This is a genomic window from Roseovarius halophilus (ex Wu et al. 2025) (assembly GCF_047086965.1).
Genome location: NZ_JBKOTX010000136.1, coordinates 1 through 16,289, shown reverse-complemented (window position 1 = coordinate 16,289; position 16,289 = coordinate 1). Strand labels below are relative to the sequence as shown.

Sequence of the window (16,289 nt, the reverse complement as noted above, 5' to 3'; positions counted from 1 at the left end):
CGGCGGCGCGCGCTTGCGCGAGGGCCGCGTCCATGTGGCTTCGGAAAGTCATACCTGTCATTGCCCGCCGATCCGCGCTTTCGCAAGCCCCGCGTTTGGGCTAAGCGGTGCCCCCATGAACAGGACCCCGGACACCAAGGGCGAGCGGATCGCCAAGGTCATCGCCCGCGCCGGCATCGCCAGCCGGCGCGAGGCCGAACGACTGATCGAGGCGGGCCGCGTCGCGGTCAACGGCACGCGCGTCGCGCGCGCCGCGCTCAACGTGACACCGGATGACCGCGTCACCGTGGACGGCCGCGCCCTCGGCCAGCCCGATCCGCCCCGGCTGTGGCTGTATCACAAACCGGCCGGCCTCGTGACAACCACCCGAGACGAACAGGGCCGCCCCACGATCTTTGACGAGCTTCCCGCCGACCTGCCCCGCGTGATGAGCGTGGGGCGGCTCGACCTTAACTCGGAAGGGCTGCTGCTGCTCACCAATGACGGCGCGCTCAAGCGGCGCATGGAACTGCCCAGTACCGGCTGGCTGCGCAAGTACCGCGTCAGGATCAAGGGGCGGCCGTCGGATGACACCTTCGAGCCGCTGCGCAAGGGCATCGAGGTGGACGGTGACACCTTCCAGCCGATGACCGTCACCCTCGACCGGCAGCAAGGCGCGAATGCCTGGGTCACGCTCGGCCTGCGCGAGGGACGCAATCGCGAAATCCGCCGCGCCATGACGGCGCTCGGCCTCACCGTGAACCGTTTGATCCGGATTTCATACGGGCCTTTCCAGCTTGGCCAGCTCAAGCCAGGCGAGGTGCAGGAGATCCGCCCGCGCGTACTGCGTGACCAGCTCGGCCTCAAGAACGATGGCGCGGATGCCAAGCCCGGCAAGCCGCGCCCCAAACGCACCCGGCGCCGCGGCTGAGGCCCGGCGCACGCGCACTGCCCGCCGCCTCACCCGGACAGCGCCGCGTTGGAAACGTCATCACGGCGCCGCCTGTAGGCGCCCGGCGGCTTGCCATAGCGCTGCCGGAACCGCCGCGCCAGCTGCGAGGCGCTGGCAAACCCCGTCGCCACCGCGATCTCGGCCACGCTCATCGTCGTCTCATTGAGCAGCGCATGGGCCCGCGCCACCCGCAGCTCGATATAGAACTGCGCCGGCGTCACGCCGACGTAGCGGCTGAAAAGCCGTTCCAGCTGACGCCGCGAGATCCCGGCCACCGTCGCGACCTCCGAGATGTCCAGCGGCATTTCCAGGTTGTCGTTCATCGCCTGCATGGCCGCGATCAGGTGCGGATTCCGGCTGCCCAGCGCATAGGAATAGGCGCTTTTCTGCGGCGCGCCGCTGCGGCTGCTGCGCACGTGGATGCACATGTCCGCCACGACCGCCGCAAGGTCGCGACCGTGATCGCGCTCGATGATGTCCAGCATCATGTCCGTGGCCGCGCTGCCGCCCCCGCAGGTCAGCAGGCCGCCATCGTTTTCATATAGCCCGCCCGTCGGCGTCAGGTCGGGAAAGGTCTCGATGAATGACGGCTGGTTTTCCCAGTGCAGGGTAAAGCGCCGCCCCCCCAGCAGCCCGGCATGGGCCAGCGCGAACGCCCCGGTGCAGATGCCGCCGACCTTGCAACCGAAGGCGCGTTGCCGGCTGACCCAAGTGGCGGCGCGGCGGCTGGCGGTTTCCACCGGCTCGACCCCCGCGCAGACGAACCCCGCCGCCTCGCGCGGGACGTCCCGCAACGGCGTGTCGGGGGTGATGTTCACGCCGCACGAACAGTTGACCGGGCCGTCATCCTCCGTCATCACGAACCACCGGTACAGTTCCTTGTTCGTGACCTGGTTGGCGATCCTCAAAGGCTCCAGCGCCGAGGTGAACGCCAGCAGCGTGAGCTTGGGCAGCAGCAGGAAATAGTAATCCCGGGGCGGGCCATCATAGGCCACCCGGAAACTTGCCGCCCCCCTTGGAACAAAGCTGCGCTCGGTCATGCCCGGTCTGATATCACCGTTGCACACGCCACCACAAACCTCCCGTTTCATTTTGTTTTCGTCACCGGGCTGCGGTAAACCCGACCCCCGTGATGCCGTGATTGACAGGAGCCGCGACAATGGCCGAACTGCTGACCCTCGAAAACCTTGGTAACCTTCTGATGCTGTGCTTCCTGCAGGCGGTGCTGGGGTTCGACAACCTTCTCTACATCTCGATAGAATCGCAACGCGCACCCGTCGCGCACCAGAAGGCGGTGCGCTACTGGGGTATCATCATCGCGGTGGCCCTGCGCGTGATCCTTCTTTTTGCCATGGTCCAGCTGATCGACGCGATGGCCGCCCCCTTCTTCGTCATGAACTGGACGGGCGTGATCGAGGGCGGGGTCAATTTCGCGACCTGCGTCTTCATCCTCGGGGGCATTTTCATCATCTACACCGCCGTCAAGGAGATCGGTCACATGCTCAGTATCGAGCACCTCGATACCGACGTGAGCGGCAAACCCGGCAAGTCGGCCACGCAGGTCATCATGCTGATCGTGACAATGAACCTCATCTTTTCGTTCGACTCCGTCCTGTCGGCGCTGGCGATAACGGACGTGTTCATCCTGCTGGCCACGGCGATCATCCTGTCGGGGCTGGCGATGCTGGCGCTGGCCGACGGGGTGACGCGCTTCCTTGAAAAGAACCGCATGTACGAGGTGCTGGGCCTTTTCATCCTGCTGATCGTCGGCGTCGTCCTGCTGGGAGAGGCCGGGCCGGCGGCGGCGCACGCCATGCACGACCCCGCGCTGGCGCTGAAATTCTTCGGCTACGAGGTGGTGCCGATGTCGAAAACGACCTTCTACTTCTCGGTGGTCGTGCTGGTCGCGGTCGAGGTGATCCAGTCGGGCTATCGCCGCAAGCTGGATGCCGAGCGGCGCACGGCGTCGCGGCTGTAGCCCCGCAACCGCGCGGCCCCCATTCCGGTGATACCGGCGGGTTTCGGCGTCGATCCGCTCGGCACGAAACCGCCGGGCACGCGCGGTTTCATAACGTCGCCCGCCGATGGCCATGGTCCTGCCCAATTGCGGCGCGATATCTGCCGGGTACAGGCGCAGGGCTGCCCGGATGCTGCGATTGGCCCGATCGCCGCAAGGCACGGCCGGACCAGTCAAACCGATGGAGGCGGATGTGAGCGACAACGCGGCGAACGGAACGGCGGCAACCCGACGGCAGGCATGGGCCGCAACCGCGCTGGCCGGCGCCGCGGGCGGGGCTCTGCTGTGGTCCGTCTCGGGCGCGGTGGCCATCGCCTGCGCGATGGCCGTGCTGGCAGCCGGCGCGGCATGGTTCGCCTTCCGGCCCGGACAACCCGCCGCGCACCCCTTCGTCCCGCCCGCCGACGAAAAGGCGCTGGCCCGCCAGCTTGCCGCGACGGCCCGCGCCCATCTGGACCGGATCGGCGAACAGGCGCGCCACGCACGCGATGACGAGATCGCATTGCGCGCGCAGCGCCTTCGCAACACGGCAACGCTGATGATCGAGGCCCTGATGGAGGCGCCGGCCCGCCACCACGACCTGCAGCCTTACCTGACCGACACGCTCGAAACCGCCGCGCACCGCATCGAGGTCCACGTGACGGGCGGCGCCGCGTCCTCCGCGCCCGGCACGCGAAGCACCTTCCTGCGCTACCTGCAGGACACCGAACTGCAACTGGAATACGCCGTCCGAAGCGCCATGACGCGGCCCGGCTGAGCTCACCCGGGCGCGCGCGCCCGCGAACCCGTCGTCGCAAAGCGCAAAACTCCCTCTGGAATGCCCGGTCCGCATCGCCTAAGTTTCCAGAAGTTCAGGGACGAGGCGCCATGTCGGATACCGGGTTGCAGAAGCTGGCATTCCTCCTGCTTGTCATGCTCATCCTTTACGTCTCCCTCGCGGGGGGCGCGTGATGGCGCGTCGGTACGGTGGCCGGCACAGCCCCGGCGGCGACACCCGGACCGTGCCCGCCGATCGCGGCAGCTACCTTGGGGCCCGGCGCACGCGGGCGGGCGGGCGCGTGAATTTCCTCTTTCTCGCGCCGCTGCCGCTTGTCTGGCAGGCCTTTTTCGCCGGGGCCGGCGCAACGGGCATGGCGCTCAACCTCGGCGCGCTCGGGCTGATGCTGCTGGCCGCTTGGCTCACGCGCGAGGGGATTCTGGCGCAGGAAGCCTTCGAGGCGCGCAAGATCGCCCGGCGCCCCACCTTCCCCCGCAAGACGACCGGCTCGCTGCTGACCGGGCTCGGGCTGGCGCTGGCCGGCTTCGCCGCCGAGGGCGGGTCGGTTGCCCCGGCGGTCTACGCGGTCGCGGGCGCGCTGCTGCACGGGCTGTCCTTCGGGCTGGACCCGATGCGGGACAAGGGGATCGACGGCGTGGACCAGTTCCAGACCAACCGGGTGGCGCGCGTGGTGGATCAGGCCGAAAGCTACCTGGGCGGCATGACCAAGGCGATACGCCGGGCGGGCGACCGGCAGGCCGAGGCGCGGGTCGAGCGGTTCCAGGCAAGCGTGCGCGACATGCTGCGCACCGTCGAGGACGACCCGCGCGACCTGACAGCGGCACGCCGGTATCTGGGCGTCTACCTGATGGGCGCGCGCGACGCGACCGAGAAATTCGCGGACGTCTACGCGCGCTCCGGCGATGCCGCGGCACGGTCGGATTACCTGATGCTTCTCGACGATCTGGAAAAGAATTTCGTCGCCAAGACCCGCGCGATGATGGAAGACAGCACAACCGATTTGGAAGTGGAGATAGGCGTGCTGCGCGACCGGCTGCAGCGCGAAGGTGTCCAGCTGGACAAATCCGCATGAAGTGAGAGGACCAGTCATGTCAGACAACGTACGCAGCAGGGCCGAGAAGGCCATCGCGGAGGTGGACGAGGTCAGCCGCACCGCCCTGCCCGAACCGGCCGGCCCCGACGCCATCGTGCACATGACCGAGGCCGACGCCACCGCGCGCTCCGAGATCAGCGCCCGCATGGCCGAGATCGACCTGTCGGACACAAACTCCATCGTCTCGTTCGGTTCGGCCGCGCAGGCGGAACTTCAGGAAATCTCGCAATCCATGCTGTCGGGCGTGCGCAACAAGGACGTGGGCCCGGCCGGTGACAGCCTGCGCGGCATCGTCACGACGATCCGCGGCTTCTCGGTCAGCGAACTCGATGTCCGCCGCGACCGCAGCTGGTGGGAAAAGCTCATCGGCAAGGCCGCCCCCTTCGCCAAGTTCACCGCCCGCTACGAGGAGGTACAGGGCCAGATCGACCGGATCACCGACGATCTGCTCAAGCATGAGCACACGCTGCTCAAGGACATCAAGTCGCTCGACATGCTCTATGGAAAGACGCTCCAGTTCTACGACGAACTGGCGCTTTACATCGCCGCGGGCGAAGAGAAGCTGCGCGACCTGGACGAGACGGACATCCCCGCCAAGGCGGCCGAGGCGGACGCCGCGCCGGAGGATGCGCAGGTGATGAAGGCACAGGAGCTGCGCGACCTGCGGGCGGCCCGCGACGACCTGGAACGCCGGGTGCACGACCTCAAGCTGACGCGGCAGGTCACGATGCAGTCGCTGCCCTCCATCCGGCTGGTGCAGGAAAACGACAAGAGCCTCGTGACCAAGATCAACTCGACGCTGGTGAACACCGTGCCCCTGTGGGAAACCCAGCTGGCGCAGGCGGTCACGATCCAGCGTTCCTCCGAGGCGGCCGCGGCGGTGCGCGATGCCAACGATCTGACCAACGAGCTGCTGACCTCCAACGCCGCCAACCTGCGCGAAAGCAACAAGGCCATCCGCGAGGAGATGGAGCGCGGCATATTCGATATCGAGGCCGTCAAGCAGGCCAATGCCGATCTCATCGGCACGATCGAGGAAAGCCTCGCCATCGCCGACGAGGGCAAGGCCCGCCGCGCCGAGGCGGAGGAGGAACTGACCAAGATGGAATCCGACCTGCGCGACACGCTTGCCGCCGCCAAGGCGCGCGGGGACGGGACGGGCGACACCGCCGCTACCGCCGTCCCGGCAGGCTGAGGCGGCCCATGCGCGCACGCGCTGTCATATCGGCCCTCGGGGGTGCGCTTGGCCTTCTGGCCGTGGCGGGCTGCAACAGCCTGCAGGGCACCGCCGACACCGCGCCGCGCGCGCGGCCCGCCGCGCTGACCCCGACGGACGACGCAACGCCGTCCCCCCGAAGCCAGGCACTTGCCGAGTATTACAAGCAGTTGCAGGCCGATCTTTTGGTACGGGGCTTGCTGCGCACCGATGGCGGCGGCGTCGACACCCCCTATTCCGACAGGGACATCCTGAACAATTTCGAAACGCTCGCCTTCTATGACGAATACATGCAGGGCGCAGGCTTCCGCCGGGCCAGCGGCCGCGCGGGCGGGCTGCGCAAGTGGACGCAGCCGGTGCGCATAGGCATCGAGTTCGGTGACACCGTCCCCGAAGACCAGCGCGCCGCGGACCGCGCGATGATATCGCGCTACGCCGCGCGGCTCGCGCGCGTGACCCGCCACCCGATCAGCGTGCAACGCGCCCGCGCCAATTTCCACGTGCTGATCATGAGCGCGGACGACCGCGCGCAAATGGTGCGGACGGTGCGGCGGCTGGTCCCCGGCATCGGTCCGGACTCGCTTGACCTGTTCCGCGGCCTGCCCCGGTCGATCCATTGTTTCGTGGTGGCCTTCTCGGCCGGCGAGGCCAGCTACCGGTACACCCGGGCGGTCGCCTTCATCCGGGCCGAGCATCCCGAGCTCATGCGCCGCTCCTGCGTGCACGAGGAACTGGCGCAGGGGCTGGGGCTGGCCAATGACAGCCCGCGCGCGCGCCCCTCGATCTTCAACGACGACGACGAATTCGCCCTGCTCACCAGCCATGACGAGGAACTTCTGCGCCTTCTTTACGATCCGGCGCTCAAACCCGGCATGACCCCCGAGCAGGCCCGCCCGATCGCCGCGCGCATCCTCGCCGGGCGCAGCGGGCCGATCTGATCACAAGGGAGACCCGACAAGATGGGTATTTTCGATTTCCTCACCGGTGAATTCATAGATGTCATCCACTGGGTGGACGACACCCGCGACACGATGGTCTGGCGCTTCGCGCGCGAGGGCCACGAGATCAAGTACGGCGCCAAGCTGACGGTCCGCGAGGGTCAGGCGGCCGTCTTCGTGCACGAGGGCCAACTGGCCGACGTGTTCACGCCCGGGCTTTACATGCTGGAAACCAACAACATGCCGGTGCTGACCACGCTCAACCACTGGGATCACGGCTTTCGCTCACCGTTCAAGTCGGAAATCTATTTCGTCAACACGACACGGTTCAACGATCTCAAGTGGGGCACCAAGAACCCCATCATGCTGCGCGACCCCGAGTTCGGCCCCACCCGCATCCGCGCCTTCGGCACCTACAGCGTGCGGGTGGCCGACCCGGCGAAATTCCTGTCCGAGATCGTCGGCACCGACGGCGAATTCACGATGGACGAGATCGGCTACCAGATCCGCAACATCATCGTGCAGGCGTTCTCGCGCATCATCGCGGGCAGTGGCATTCCGGTGCTCGACATGGCCGCCAACACCCGCGATCTGGGCAAGCTGGTGGCCGCGGAAATCTCCAGGGTGGTGGCCGAATACGGCCTGACGATCCCGGAATTCTACATCGAGAACATCTCGCTGCCGCCGGCCGTCGAGAAGGCGCTCGACAAGCGCACCTCGATGGGCCTCGCCGGAGACCTTGAAAACTACACCGAGTACGCGACCGCCGAGGCCATGACGACTGCGGCCGCCACGCCCTCGGGCGGCGGCGGCATCGGCGCGGGGCTCGGCATGGGGATGGGCATGGCTATGGCCCAGCAGATGACGGGCGCCGGGCCGTGGGGTGCGGGCTCGGGCAGCACGGGGCAGGCCGCGACGCCTCCGCCCCCGCCGCCGGTCGAGCATGTCTGGCACATCGCCGAGGACGGCAAGACCCACGGCCCCTATTCCAAGGCCGCGATGGGGCGCATGGCCACCGAGGGCACACTGACCCGCGACAGCCACGTCTGGACCCCCGGGCAGGACGGCTGGATGCGTGCCGAGGACGTGGCCGAACTCGCGCAGCTTTTCACCGTGCTGCCGCCGCCCCCGCCCGGGGCCTGAGCGGCCCGGCCCATGACCGGAAACGCCAGCCCCCCGCCCCCGCGGGAACACCGCTTTCCCTGCGATCAATGCGGCGCCGATTACCGCTTCGACCCCGAAAGGGGACAGCTTGTCTGCGCCCATTGCGGCCATGTCGACACGATCACGCAGGCAGGCCCATGGGCGGGTCGCATCCGCGAACTGGATTTCGAAACCGCCCTCGCCGGCGCGCTGGACGCCACCGAGATCGAGGAAACACGCGTGCTGCAATGCCCGAACTGCGGCGCGCAGGTCGAGCTGGACGGGGCGACCCACGCAACCGAATGCCCGTTCTGCGCCACGCCAGTCGTGACCGGTACCGGCACGCACCGCCATATCAAGCCACGGGGCCTGCTGCCCTTTGCCCTGGACGAGCGCGCAGCGCACGCGGCGATGACGGGCTGGCTGGGCCGGCTTTGGTTCGCGCCCGACGGTCTGCAGGCCTATACCCGCAAGGGCCGCCCGATGCAGGGCATCTACGTGCCGTACTGGACCTTCGACGCCCGAACGGAGTCCACCTACCGGGGTGAGCGCGGCACCGTCTATCACGAGACGCGCACCGTCACGCGCGACGGCGACCGCAAGCAGGTCCGCGTGGCCAAGGTGCGCTGGCGCCCCGTTTCGGGCCGCGTCGCGCGGGCCTTCGACGACGTGCTCGTGCTGGCCTCGCACGCGCTTCCCAAACGGTTCACCGACGCGCTGGAGCCGTGGGAGCTCGCCGCGCTGGAGCCCTACCGCCCCGAATTCCTCGCCGGGTTCCGGGCCGAGGGCTACACGGTGGAAATCGAGGATGGCTTCAAGCAGGCCCGCGCGCGCATGGACCGCCGCATCGGGCGGGACGTGCGCTTCGACATCGGCGGCGACCGGCAACGCATCCATGCCATCGACACACAGGTGTCGGACGTGACCTTCAAGCACGTCCTGCTACCGGTCTGGCTGGCCGCCTACAAGTATCGCGGCGAAACCTACCGCTTCGTGGTCAACGGCCGCACGGGCCGGGTACAGGGCGAACGGCCTTGGTCGGCATGGAAAGTCGCGCTGGCCATACTTGCCAGCGCGGCGGTGGCGGGCGCTTTGGGCTACCTTCTCGCGCTCGAAAACGGCGCCCTCTGACGCGCGCAACAGCGCCCCGCGCGCAGCGGGGCGCGGGCGTTCAGCCCTTGTTGATGCGGATCTTGCGCGCCTCGGACGCGGCAGGCTGGGCCTTGGGCACAACCAGCGACAGCACGCCATCTTTCAAATGCGCCTCCAGCCGGTCGCCATCTGCATCGGCCGGCAGGCGGAAGGTGCGGCTGAAGCTGCCGTATTGCCGCTCGGAGAAATACCACGTGTCACCCTTCTCCTCGCGTTCGTCGCTCTTTTCGCCCTTCACGGTCACGACCCCGTCATGCACCGCGATGTCGATGTCCTTTTCCTCGACGCCCGGCAGTTCCAGCGTGATGTGATAGCCGTTCTCGTCCGACGACGCGTCGGAGGCCGGCGACAGGAACTCCGCCACGCGTGAGCCGAACTGCCGCAGCGGTTCGTAGAACGACGGCCAAAGCCCGCCAAGATGAGATTTTTCAACCATTTCCGAATCCTCCGTCATGGAAAACACCGCGATCATGTCCCGCCCCGGACCGAGTCGCATTGACACCGATCATGTACCGGCGCACCAATGCCGGGTAATCTGGAAAGGTTGGTCATGCGCGCTGTTCTGCAACGGGTCACGACGGCGTCGGTGTCGGTGGACGGCGCGGTTGTCGGGCGGATCGGTCCCGGGCTCATGGTTCTGGTCTGCGCCATGCGGGGCGACGACGACGCGGCGGCGGCACGGGCCGCGGCCAAGGTGGCAGCTTTGCGCATTTTCAGCGACGATAGCGGCAGGATGAACCTGTCGCTGGGGCAAACGGGCGGCGCGGCGCTGGTCGTCAGCCAGTTCACGCTGGGGGCCGACACGTCGCGCGGCAACCGCCCCGGCTTTTCGGCGGCGGCGCCGCCGGAGGATGGCCGGCAACTCTACGACGTGTTCTGCGACGCCCTCGCCGACAAGGGCATCCCGGTTGAAACGGGCCACTTCGGCGCCAGCATGCAGGTCGAGCTGTGCAATGATGGCCCGGTGACCATCTCCATCGATGTCTAGGCGACCCGCGGCGTGCCGCGGCTCCTGACCCGGGTCGCAACACGGCCCCCAAGGCAAAATCCGCTTGACCCTGAACGGCTGTGGCAACACAGTCGCGCTGCTTTCCGTACATTGCGCAGAGAGGTTGCCTCGTGACGACTCAGCTTTCCGATACCGTTGCCCTTCTTGGCGATCTGATCGCCTTTCCGACGATTTCGGAACTCAGTAATCTCGACATGATCGCCTACCTCGCCCACCGTCTGGAAAGCGCGGGCGCCCGTGTCGATGTCTTTCACGACGAGCACGGTCACAAGGCCAACCTTTTCGCCACGATCGGCCCGGAAACGGATGGCGGCATCGTCCTGTCCGGCCATTCCGACGTTGTCCCCGTGGACGAGCAGGACTGGGCGTCCAACCCGTTCGAAATGATCGAGGAAGGCGGCCGTCTCTATGGCCGGGGCGCCTGCGACATGAAAGGGTTCATCGCCACCGCCGTTGCCATGGCGCCGCTCTTTGCCGACAAGGTCCGCGACCGCCCGCTTCACTTCGCCTTCACCTATGACGAGGAAGTCGGGTGTTTCGGCGCGCGGGCACTGGTCGACAGCCTCAAGCAGAAAGGCATCCGCCCCGGCGTGGCGATCATCGGCGAACCCACGTCGATGCGCATTATCGAAGGGCACAAGGGCTGTTGTGAGTACACCACCCATTTTTCCGGGCTGGCCGGCCACGGCTCAAGCCCCGACCGGGGGGTGAACGCCGTGGAATACGCCGCGCGCTACGTCGGCAGGCTGCTGGAACTCAAGGACATGCTGCGCGCGCGCGCACCGGCCGGCAGCCGTTTCGACCCGCCGTGGACCACGATAAACACCGGCAGCATCAAGGGCGGCGTCGCGCATAACGTGATCGCCTCGATCGCCGCGCTCGAATGGGAAATGCGGCCCGTTCAGGCCGCCGACGCGCAATTCGTCAAGGACGAACTGCGCCGCTACTGCGAAGATGAACTGCTGCCCTCGATGCGCGCCGTCTGCCCCGACGCCGACATCACCACCGAGACCATCGGCGAGGTCGGCGGCCTTGAACCCGTCGACGACAGCGAGGCGCGCAAGATCATGATGGAACTGACGGGCGCCAACACGGCGGACGTGGTGCCGTTCGGAACCGAGGCGGGGATTTTCCAGGAATACGGCATGTCGGCCGTGGTCTGCGGCCCGGGCTCGATCGAACAGGCGCACAAGCCCGACGAATTCGTCTCTCTGGACCAGTTGCAGCAATGCGTGGACATGTTGCACCGCCTGTCGCTCAAGCTGTCGGCCTGACCGCGCTGCCGCGTCAGCTTCGCCGGAACGTCAGGTAATGCGGCGTGCGTCCCTCGCGGACGGCTTTCCGCTCGTACCGGGTCGGCAGCCAGTCGTCCCACGGCTCACGCCAGTCCGACGGTCCCTCGCACAGCCACTCGAAGCCATGTTTCGGCACGGTTTCAAGCGTCTGGCGAACATAATCGGGAATATCCGTGGCCACCCGGAAAATCGCGCCCCGGCGCATCACCCGGGCCAGCGGGTCTAGATGCTCGGCCGTGACGAAGCGGCGCCTGTGGTGGCGTTTCTTGGGCCACGGATCTGGATAGAGCAGGAACACCCGGGCGATCGAAGCATCGGGCAGCACGTCGAACAGGTCGCGCACGTCGCCCGGATGAACCGCGACATTCCCGGTATCCGCCTCCCGGATCTTGCCCAGCAGCATGGCCACACCGTTGATGTAGGGCTCGCAGCCGATGATGCCCGTGTCCGGGTTGCGGGCGGCCTGATGCACCATGTGCTCCCCCCCGCCGAAGCCCACTTCCAGCCACACGTCCCGGCCCCCGAAAAGGGATTTCAGATCAATGGGCTGCCGGCCGGGGTTCACGTCCCATCCCACCGGCCCCGGCGACAGCCGCCCCAAGTCCTCTTCCAGGTAGGCCTGCTGCGACGGGCGCAGCGCCTTGCCCTTCAACCGGCCGTAGAAGTTGCGCCACGGGGCGCCTGTGGGATGTTTCGTCTCGCTCATCGGGCACGGGTGTAGCGGGGCGGCACGGCGGTCGCAACCGGGCACGCACCACCACGCCGCCCAATTCGTTGCGCGCGCCGTCACACGGCTTTTTTCAGCGCCTCCGCCAGGTCGGTTCGTTCCCAGCTGAAGCCGCCATCGGCCTCGGGTTCCCGCCCGAAATGGCCATAGGCCGCGGTGCGCTGGTAGATCGGCTTGTTCAGCTCCAGATGGTCGCGAATGCCGCGCGGGGTCAGGTCCATCACCTGCGCCACGGCCCTCTCGATCTGCTCGGGGGGGATCTCGCCCGTGCCGTGCGTGTCCACGTAGATCGACAGCGGACGCGCCACGCCGATGGCGTAGGAAAGCTGCAGCGTGCAGCGTTCGGCCATGCCCGCGGCGACCACGTTCTTGGCGAGGTATCGCGCGGCATAGGCGGCCGAGCGGTCCACCTTGGTCGGGTCCTTGCCCGAGAACGCGCCGCCCCCGTGCGGCGCGGACCCGCCATAGGTGTCGACGATGATCTTGCGCCCCGTCAGCCCGGCATCGCCGTCCGGCCCGCCGATCACGAAGGTGCCCGTGGGATTGACGTGCCATTCGGTCGCGTCCGTGATCCATTCCGCCGGCATCACCTCGCGGATATAGGGCTCCACGATGGCGCGGATGTCATCGCTCGTCTGGTGCTCGCTGTCGTGCTGCGTGGACAGGACGATCTGCATGGCCTCGACCGGCTTGCCGTCCTCGTAGCGCAGCGTGACCTGGCTCTTGGCGTCGGGCCGCAGCGCGGGTTCCGCCCCCGATTTGCGCACCTCGGCCAGCCGCCGCAGGATGGCGTGCGAGAACTGGATCGGCGCGGGCATGAGCGCGTCGGTCTCGTTGGTGGCATAGCCGAACATGATGCCCTGATCGCCCGCCCCGTCACGATCGACGCCCTGCGCGATATGGGCGGATTGCTCATGCAGGAAATTGAGGACATGGCAGGTGTTCCAGTGGAACTTTTCCTGCTCGTACCCGATATCGCGGATGCAGTCCCGGGCGATCTGCTGGATGCGGCCCATGTAATCCCTGAGCCTTTCCTGATCCGACAGCCCGACCTCGCCGCCGATCACCACCATGCCGCTGGTGGCGAAGGTCTCGCAGGCGACGCGGGCGTTTGCCTCTTCCGACAGGAACGCATCTAGGACAGCGTCCGAGACGCGGTCACATACCTTGTCGGGGTGACCCTCCGAGACCGACTCGGAGGTGAAGATATAATTTTTCCGGGACATTTATAGTGCTCCATTAGGGTGTTGCCGCCACGCCAGGAAGCCGTTGTGACGGATCATGATGCGTTAGGCCCTGCGCGGGACGGCGTCAATCGCTATTTGCACGGCGACGGCGCCCCGCCACGGCCAGCAGCGCGGCCGCCAGCACCAGCATCGGCCAGTCGCCCGTCACGGCATACGGCGTCGGCGGCAACGCGGCCGGCAGGGGCGCGTCGCGCCAGTCCGCCCTGCCCAGCGGGATACGCGCCGTCACCCGGCCCGTGGCGTCGATCATGGCCGACACGCCGGTATTGGCCACGCGCACCATCGGCAGGCCCTGCTCGGCGCTGCGCAACCGCGCCTGTGCCAGATGCTGGTACGGCCCCGACACCTGCCCGAACCACGCGTCGTTGGTGATCAGCAGCATGAAATCGGGCCGTTCCGGCGCGGCGGCCACGTCCCGCGGGAACACCCCCTCGTAGCAGATCAGCGCCAGCGCCCGGCCGACGGGGCCCAGCCCGATAACCTGCGCGCCCGGTCCGGGGGAGTAGCCATGCCCCTGCCGCGCCGCCAGCCCGGTGATGCCGAAACGGCTCAGCGCGTCACCGAACGGCACGTATTCACCGAAGGGCACAAGGTGGTGCTTGTCATAAAGCGCGCCCACCTTCCCCGCCGGGTCCAGCGCGACCATCGAATTGTGCAGGCGCTGCCCGCTGCGGCGCCGCAGCCCGACCACCACCGGCACCGCCCCCGCCGCGTCGGAAATTTCCGCGAAGACCGGCGCGGCCCGGCCAAGCATCACCGGCACGGCGGTTTCGGGCCAGACGATCAGGTCGGGCCGCTGCCCGGCGCGGGTGAAGGCCAGTTGCCGCTGGTAGAAGACCGGCATCAGGGCCGGGTCCCATTTCTGGTGCTGCGGCGCGTTGGGTTGCACCAGCCGCACCGTCGGGGCGCCATCGGGGACCGGGGGTGACGGGTGCACCACCCCGCCGCCCGCGAACAGGACCGCCACGACAACCAGCACCGGCACCGCCATCCATCGCCGCCCCGCGAGCCCCCACCAGAGCGCAACCGCCGTCAGGGCCGTCAGAGCCGTCAGCGCCAATGCCCCGCCATAGGCCGCCCAGTGCAGAATGGGCGTGGCGATCCAGACATGCCCGATCTGGGCCCACGGGAACCCGGTCAGGGCCGTGCCGCGCAGCGCCTCGGCCAGCACCAGCGCGCCGATCCATGCCATCGCCCCGCCCCCGGCAAGGCGCGCCAGCGCCCAGCCGAGCGCCCAGAACAGGGCAAGGCCACCCGCCATGAAAAGCAGCGCGACGGGCGCCATCCAGCCGTGCCGCGCGATATCCACCAGAAAGGGTTCGACGATCCAGCTCAGCGCGAGCATGAAATAGCCCGTGCCGGCCGCCCAGCCCTGCAGCGCCGACGCCCGCCAGCCGGCACTGCGCGCGAACAGCCCGTACAGCAGCGCCAGCGCCACCAGCGTCACGGGCCACGCGTTGACGGGCGCCTGACCAAGCGCCGCCGCCGCCCCGAGCCCTGCACAGACCATCAGCCGGTTTCGCGGCCGCATCCCGTCCGTATGCCGGGCAAACCGGGCCGCCCAAGCCACGCCTTATCCCGCCACGGCTTCCGGCAGCCTGACGCGCAACCGCTTGATCCGGCGCGGGTCGGCGTCTATTACCTCGATCTCGGCCCCGTTGGGATGTTCCAGCACCTCGCCGCGCACCGGCACCCGCCCGAGCAGCATGAAGACCAGCCCGCCCAGCGTGTCGATCTCTTCCTCGTCGACGCTTTCGTCCTCGGTCAGCGACAGGCCCGTCTCGGCCTCGAAGTCCTCCAGCGGGGTCTTGGCCAGCGCCACGTAGCAGCCGGGTGCCTCCAGCGTCCAGTCGCGGCCCTCGTCGATGTCGTGCTCGTCCTCGATCTCGCCGACGACCTGCTCGACAAGGTCCTCGATCGTGACCAGCCCGTCCACGCCGCCATACTCGTCGATCACAAGCGCCATGTGCCGGCGTTCGCTCTGCATTTTCTGCAGCAGGACACCGATCGTCATCGATGGTGGGACGAACAGCAATGGGCGCAGCAGCGATTTCAGCGAAAACCGCTCCCCCGTGCCGTTGAACCCGTGTTGTAGCGCGAAATCCTTCAGGTGCGCCAGCCCCACCGGGTTGTCCAGCGTGCCCTCGTAGACGGGCAGCCGCGTCAGGCCGCTGTCGCGGAACACCTGCACCAGCTCGTCTTTGGTGATGTCGGACGACACGGCGATGATGTCGGCCTTGGGCACCGACACGTCCTCGACCGTGAGGCGGTGGAGATTGCCCAGCCCCGGCCCCTCGCCGGGCCGCGCGGCCCTGTCTGGCAGGGTTTCGTCTGCTTCTTCGTCACCGGGGCTCAGGGCCCCGAAAATGCGGCGGAAAAAACCGCCATGCTCGTCTTCGCTTTCCTGCCCCTCGGGCTGCGCGCCATGCGCTGCCTTAGAGGACCCGTCGATACTGTCGTCCATTGTCACTTTCCGGAATCAGGCCGCCGCGCGCGCCCCTCCGGGCAATATGGATCATCGATGCCGAGTTTGCCAAGTATCGAGACTTCGGTTGCCTCCATCAGGGTGGCATCTTGGTCACGGATATGATCATATCCCAGGAGATGCAGCACCGCGTGCACCAGCAGGTGCATCACGTGGTCGTCCCTCATCCAACCCATCGCTCTCTCCCCGAAAATCAAGTGCCGCGTGCAAAGAGCATATTGACTTTGGTTTGCCGGTCAAACCCGTATGTTGCCCCGA

At 67.6% G+C, this 16,289-nt stretch carries 16 protein-coding genes, 1 pseudogene and 1 riboswitch; of the genes and pseudogenes, 10 read left to right on the top strand and 7 right to left on the bottom strand.

Annotated elements, in window-relative coordinates:
* Positions 1 to 115: 115 nt before the first annotated feature.
* Positions 116 to 910: a pseudouridine synthase gene (locus tag ACH107_RS22315; protein ID WP_412507688.1), complete on the top strand. Its 795-nt coding sequence runs from the start codon at positions 116 to 118 to the stop codon at positions 908 to 910.
* 29 nt (positions 911 to 939) lie between these two features.
* Here the strand turns inward: ACH107_RS22315 and ACH107_RS22310 are convergent, their stop codons facing one another.
* Positions 940 to 1,971, bottom strand: coding sequence for a GlxA family transcriptional regulator (locus ACH107_RS22310; RefSeq protein ID WP_412507689.1), 1,032 nt, complete (start codon positions 1,969 to 1,971; stop codon positions 940 to 942).
* Between the two features lie 119 nt (positions 1,972 to 2,090).
* On the opposite strand from ACH107_RS22310, the gene ACH107_RS22305 reads away from it, so the two are divergent.
* The 7 genes from ACH107_RS22305 (at position 2,091) to ACH107_RS22275 (ending at position 9,247) form a co-directional block, all read left to right on the top strand.
* A complete protein-coding gene (locus ACH107_RS22305; RefSeq protein ID WP_412507687.1) occupies positions 2,091 to 2,909 on the top strand; it encodes a TerC family protein in 819 nt (272 codons plus the stop codon).
* A 232-nt stretch (positions 2,910 to 3,141) separates the two neighbouring features.
* The gene (locus ACH107_RS22300; RefSeq protein WP_412507686.1) at positions 3,142 to 3,705 is read left to right on the top strand and encodes a hypothetical protein; all 564 of its coding nucleotides are present in this window, start codon (positions 3,142 to 3,144) and stop codon (positions 3,703 to 3,705) included.
* 193 nt (positions 3,706 to 3,898) lie between these two features.
* A complete protein-coding gene (locus ACH107_RS22295; RefSeq protein WP_412507685.1) occupies positions 3,899 to 4,798 on the top strand; it encodes a 5-bromo-4-chloroindolyl phosphate hydrolysis family protein in 900 nt (299 codons plus the stop codon).
* Between the two features lie 16 nt (positions 4,799 to 4,814).
* On the top strand, positions 4,815 to 6,014 hold the full coding sequence (locus ACH107_RS22290; protein WP_412507684.1) for a toxic anion resistance protein: 1,200 nt from the start codon (positions 4,815 to 4,817) through the stop codon (positions 6,012 to 6,014).
* Between the two features lie 8 nt (positions 6,015 to 6,022).
* Entirely contained in the window at positions 6,023 to 6,973 is a 951-nt protein-coding gene (locus tag ACH107_RS22285; RefSeq protein WP_412507683.1) for a DUF2927 domain-containing protein, read from the top strand.
* Positions 6,974 to 6,994: 21 nt separating this feature from the next.
* A complete protein-coding gene (locus ACH107_RS22280) occupies positions 6,995 to 8,116 on the top strand; it encodes an SPFH domain-containing protein (RefSeq protein ID WP_412507682.1) in 1,122 nt (373 codons plus the stop codon).
* A gap of 12 nt (positions 8,117 to 8,128) precedes the next feature.
* Positions 8,129 to 9,247: a primosomal protein N' (replication factor Y) - superfamily II helicase gene (locus ACH107_RS22275; RefSeq protein ID WP_412507681.1), complete on the top strand. Its 1,119-nt coding sequence runs from the start codon at positions 8,129 to 8,131 to the stop codon at positions 9,245 to 9,247.
* Between the two features lie 40 nt (positions 9,248 to 9,287).
* On the opposite strand, the gene ACH107_RS22270 is transcribed toward ACH107_RS22275, so the two are convergent.
* Positions 9,288 to 9,704 carry an Hsp20/alpha crystallin family protein gene (locus ACH107_RS22270; RefSeq protein WP_412507680.1) on the bottom strand — a complete coding sequence of 139 codons (417 nt, stop codon included), beginning with the start codon at positions 9,702 to 9,704 and terminating at the stop codon, positions 9,288 to 9,290.
* A gap of 114 nt (positions 9,705 to 9,818) precedes the next feature.
* Here ACH107_RS22270 and dtd point away from each other — a divergent pair, with 114 nt between their 5' ends.
* Both dtd and argE read left to right on the top strand, forming a co-directional pair.
* Positions 9,819 to 10,256, top strand: coding sequence for a D-aminoacyl-tRNA deacylase (dtd, locus tag ACH107_RS22265; protein WP_412507679.1), 438 nt, complete (start codon positions 9,819 to 9,821; stop codon positions 10,254 to 10,256).
* Between the two features lie 131 nt (positions 10,257 to 10,387).
* Complete coding sequence (gene argE / locus ACH107_RS22260; RefSeq protein ID WP_412507678.1) at positions 10,388 to 11,551, top strand: acetylornithine deacetylase; 1,164 nt, start codon at positions 10,388 to 10,390, stop codon at positions 11,549 to 11,551.
* Positions 11,552 to 11,564: 13 nt separating this feature from the next.
* On the opposite strand, the gene trmB is transcribed toward argE, so the two are convergent.
* The 5 genes and pseudogenes from trmB to ybeY form a co-directional block, all read right to left on the bottom strand.
* Complete coding sequence (gene trmB, locus ACH107_RS22255) at positions 11,565 to 12,278, bottom strand: tRNA (guanine(46)-N(7))-methyltransferase TrmB (protein ID WP_412507677.1); 714 nt, start codon at positions 12,276 to 12,278, stop codon at positions 11,565 to 11,567.
* Between the two features lie 80 nt (positions 12,279 to 12,358).
* Positions 12,359 to 13,525, bottom strand: coding sequence for a methionine adenosyltransferase (gene metK / locus ACH107_RS22250; RefSeq protein WP_412507676.1), 1,167 nt, complete (start codon positions 13,523 to 13,525; stop codon positions 12,359 to 12,361).
* Positions 13,526 to 13,531: 6 nt separating this feature from the next.
* Positions 13,532 to 13,580, bottom strand: a riboswitch (SAM-SAH riboswitch).
* 30 nt (positions 13,581 to 13,610) lie between these two features.
* A complete protein-coding gene (lnt, locus tag ACH107_RS22245) occupies positions 13,611 to 15,116 on the bottom strand; it encodes an apolipoprotein N-acyltransferase (RefSeq protein ID WP_412507675.1) in 1,506 nt (501 codons plus the stop codon).
* A 3-nt stretch (positions 15,117 to 15,119) separates the two neighbouring features.
* Positions 15,120 to 16,010, bottom strand: a complete 891-nt coding sequence (locus ACH107_RS22240) for a hemolysin family protein (protein WP_412507674.1) — start codon at positions 16,008 to 16,010, stop codon at positions 15,120 to 15,122.
* Positions 16,011 to 16,012: 2 nt separating this feature from the next.
* Positions 16,013 to 16,195 (bottom strand): annotated as a pseudogene (ybeY, locus tag ACH107_RS22235) (rRNA maturation RNase YbeY); the annotation flags it as partial.
* Positions 16,196 to 16,289: the final 94 nt, after the last annotated feature.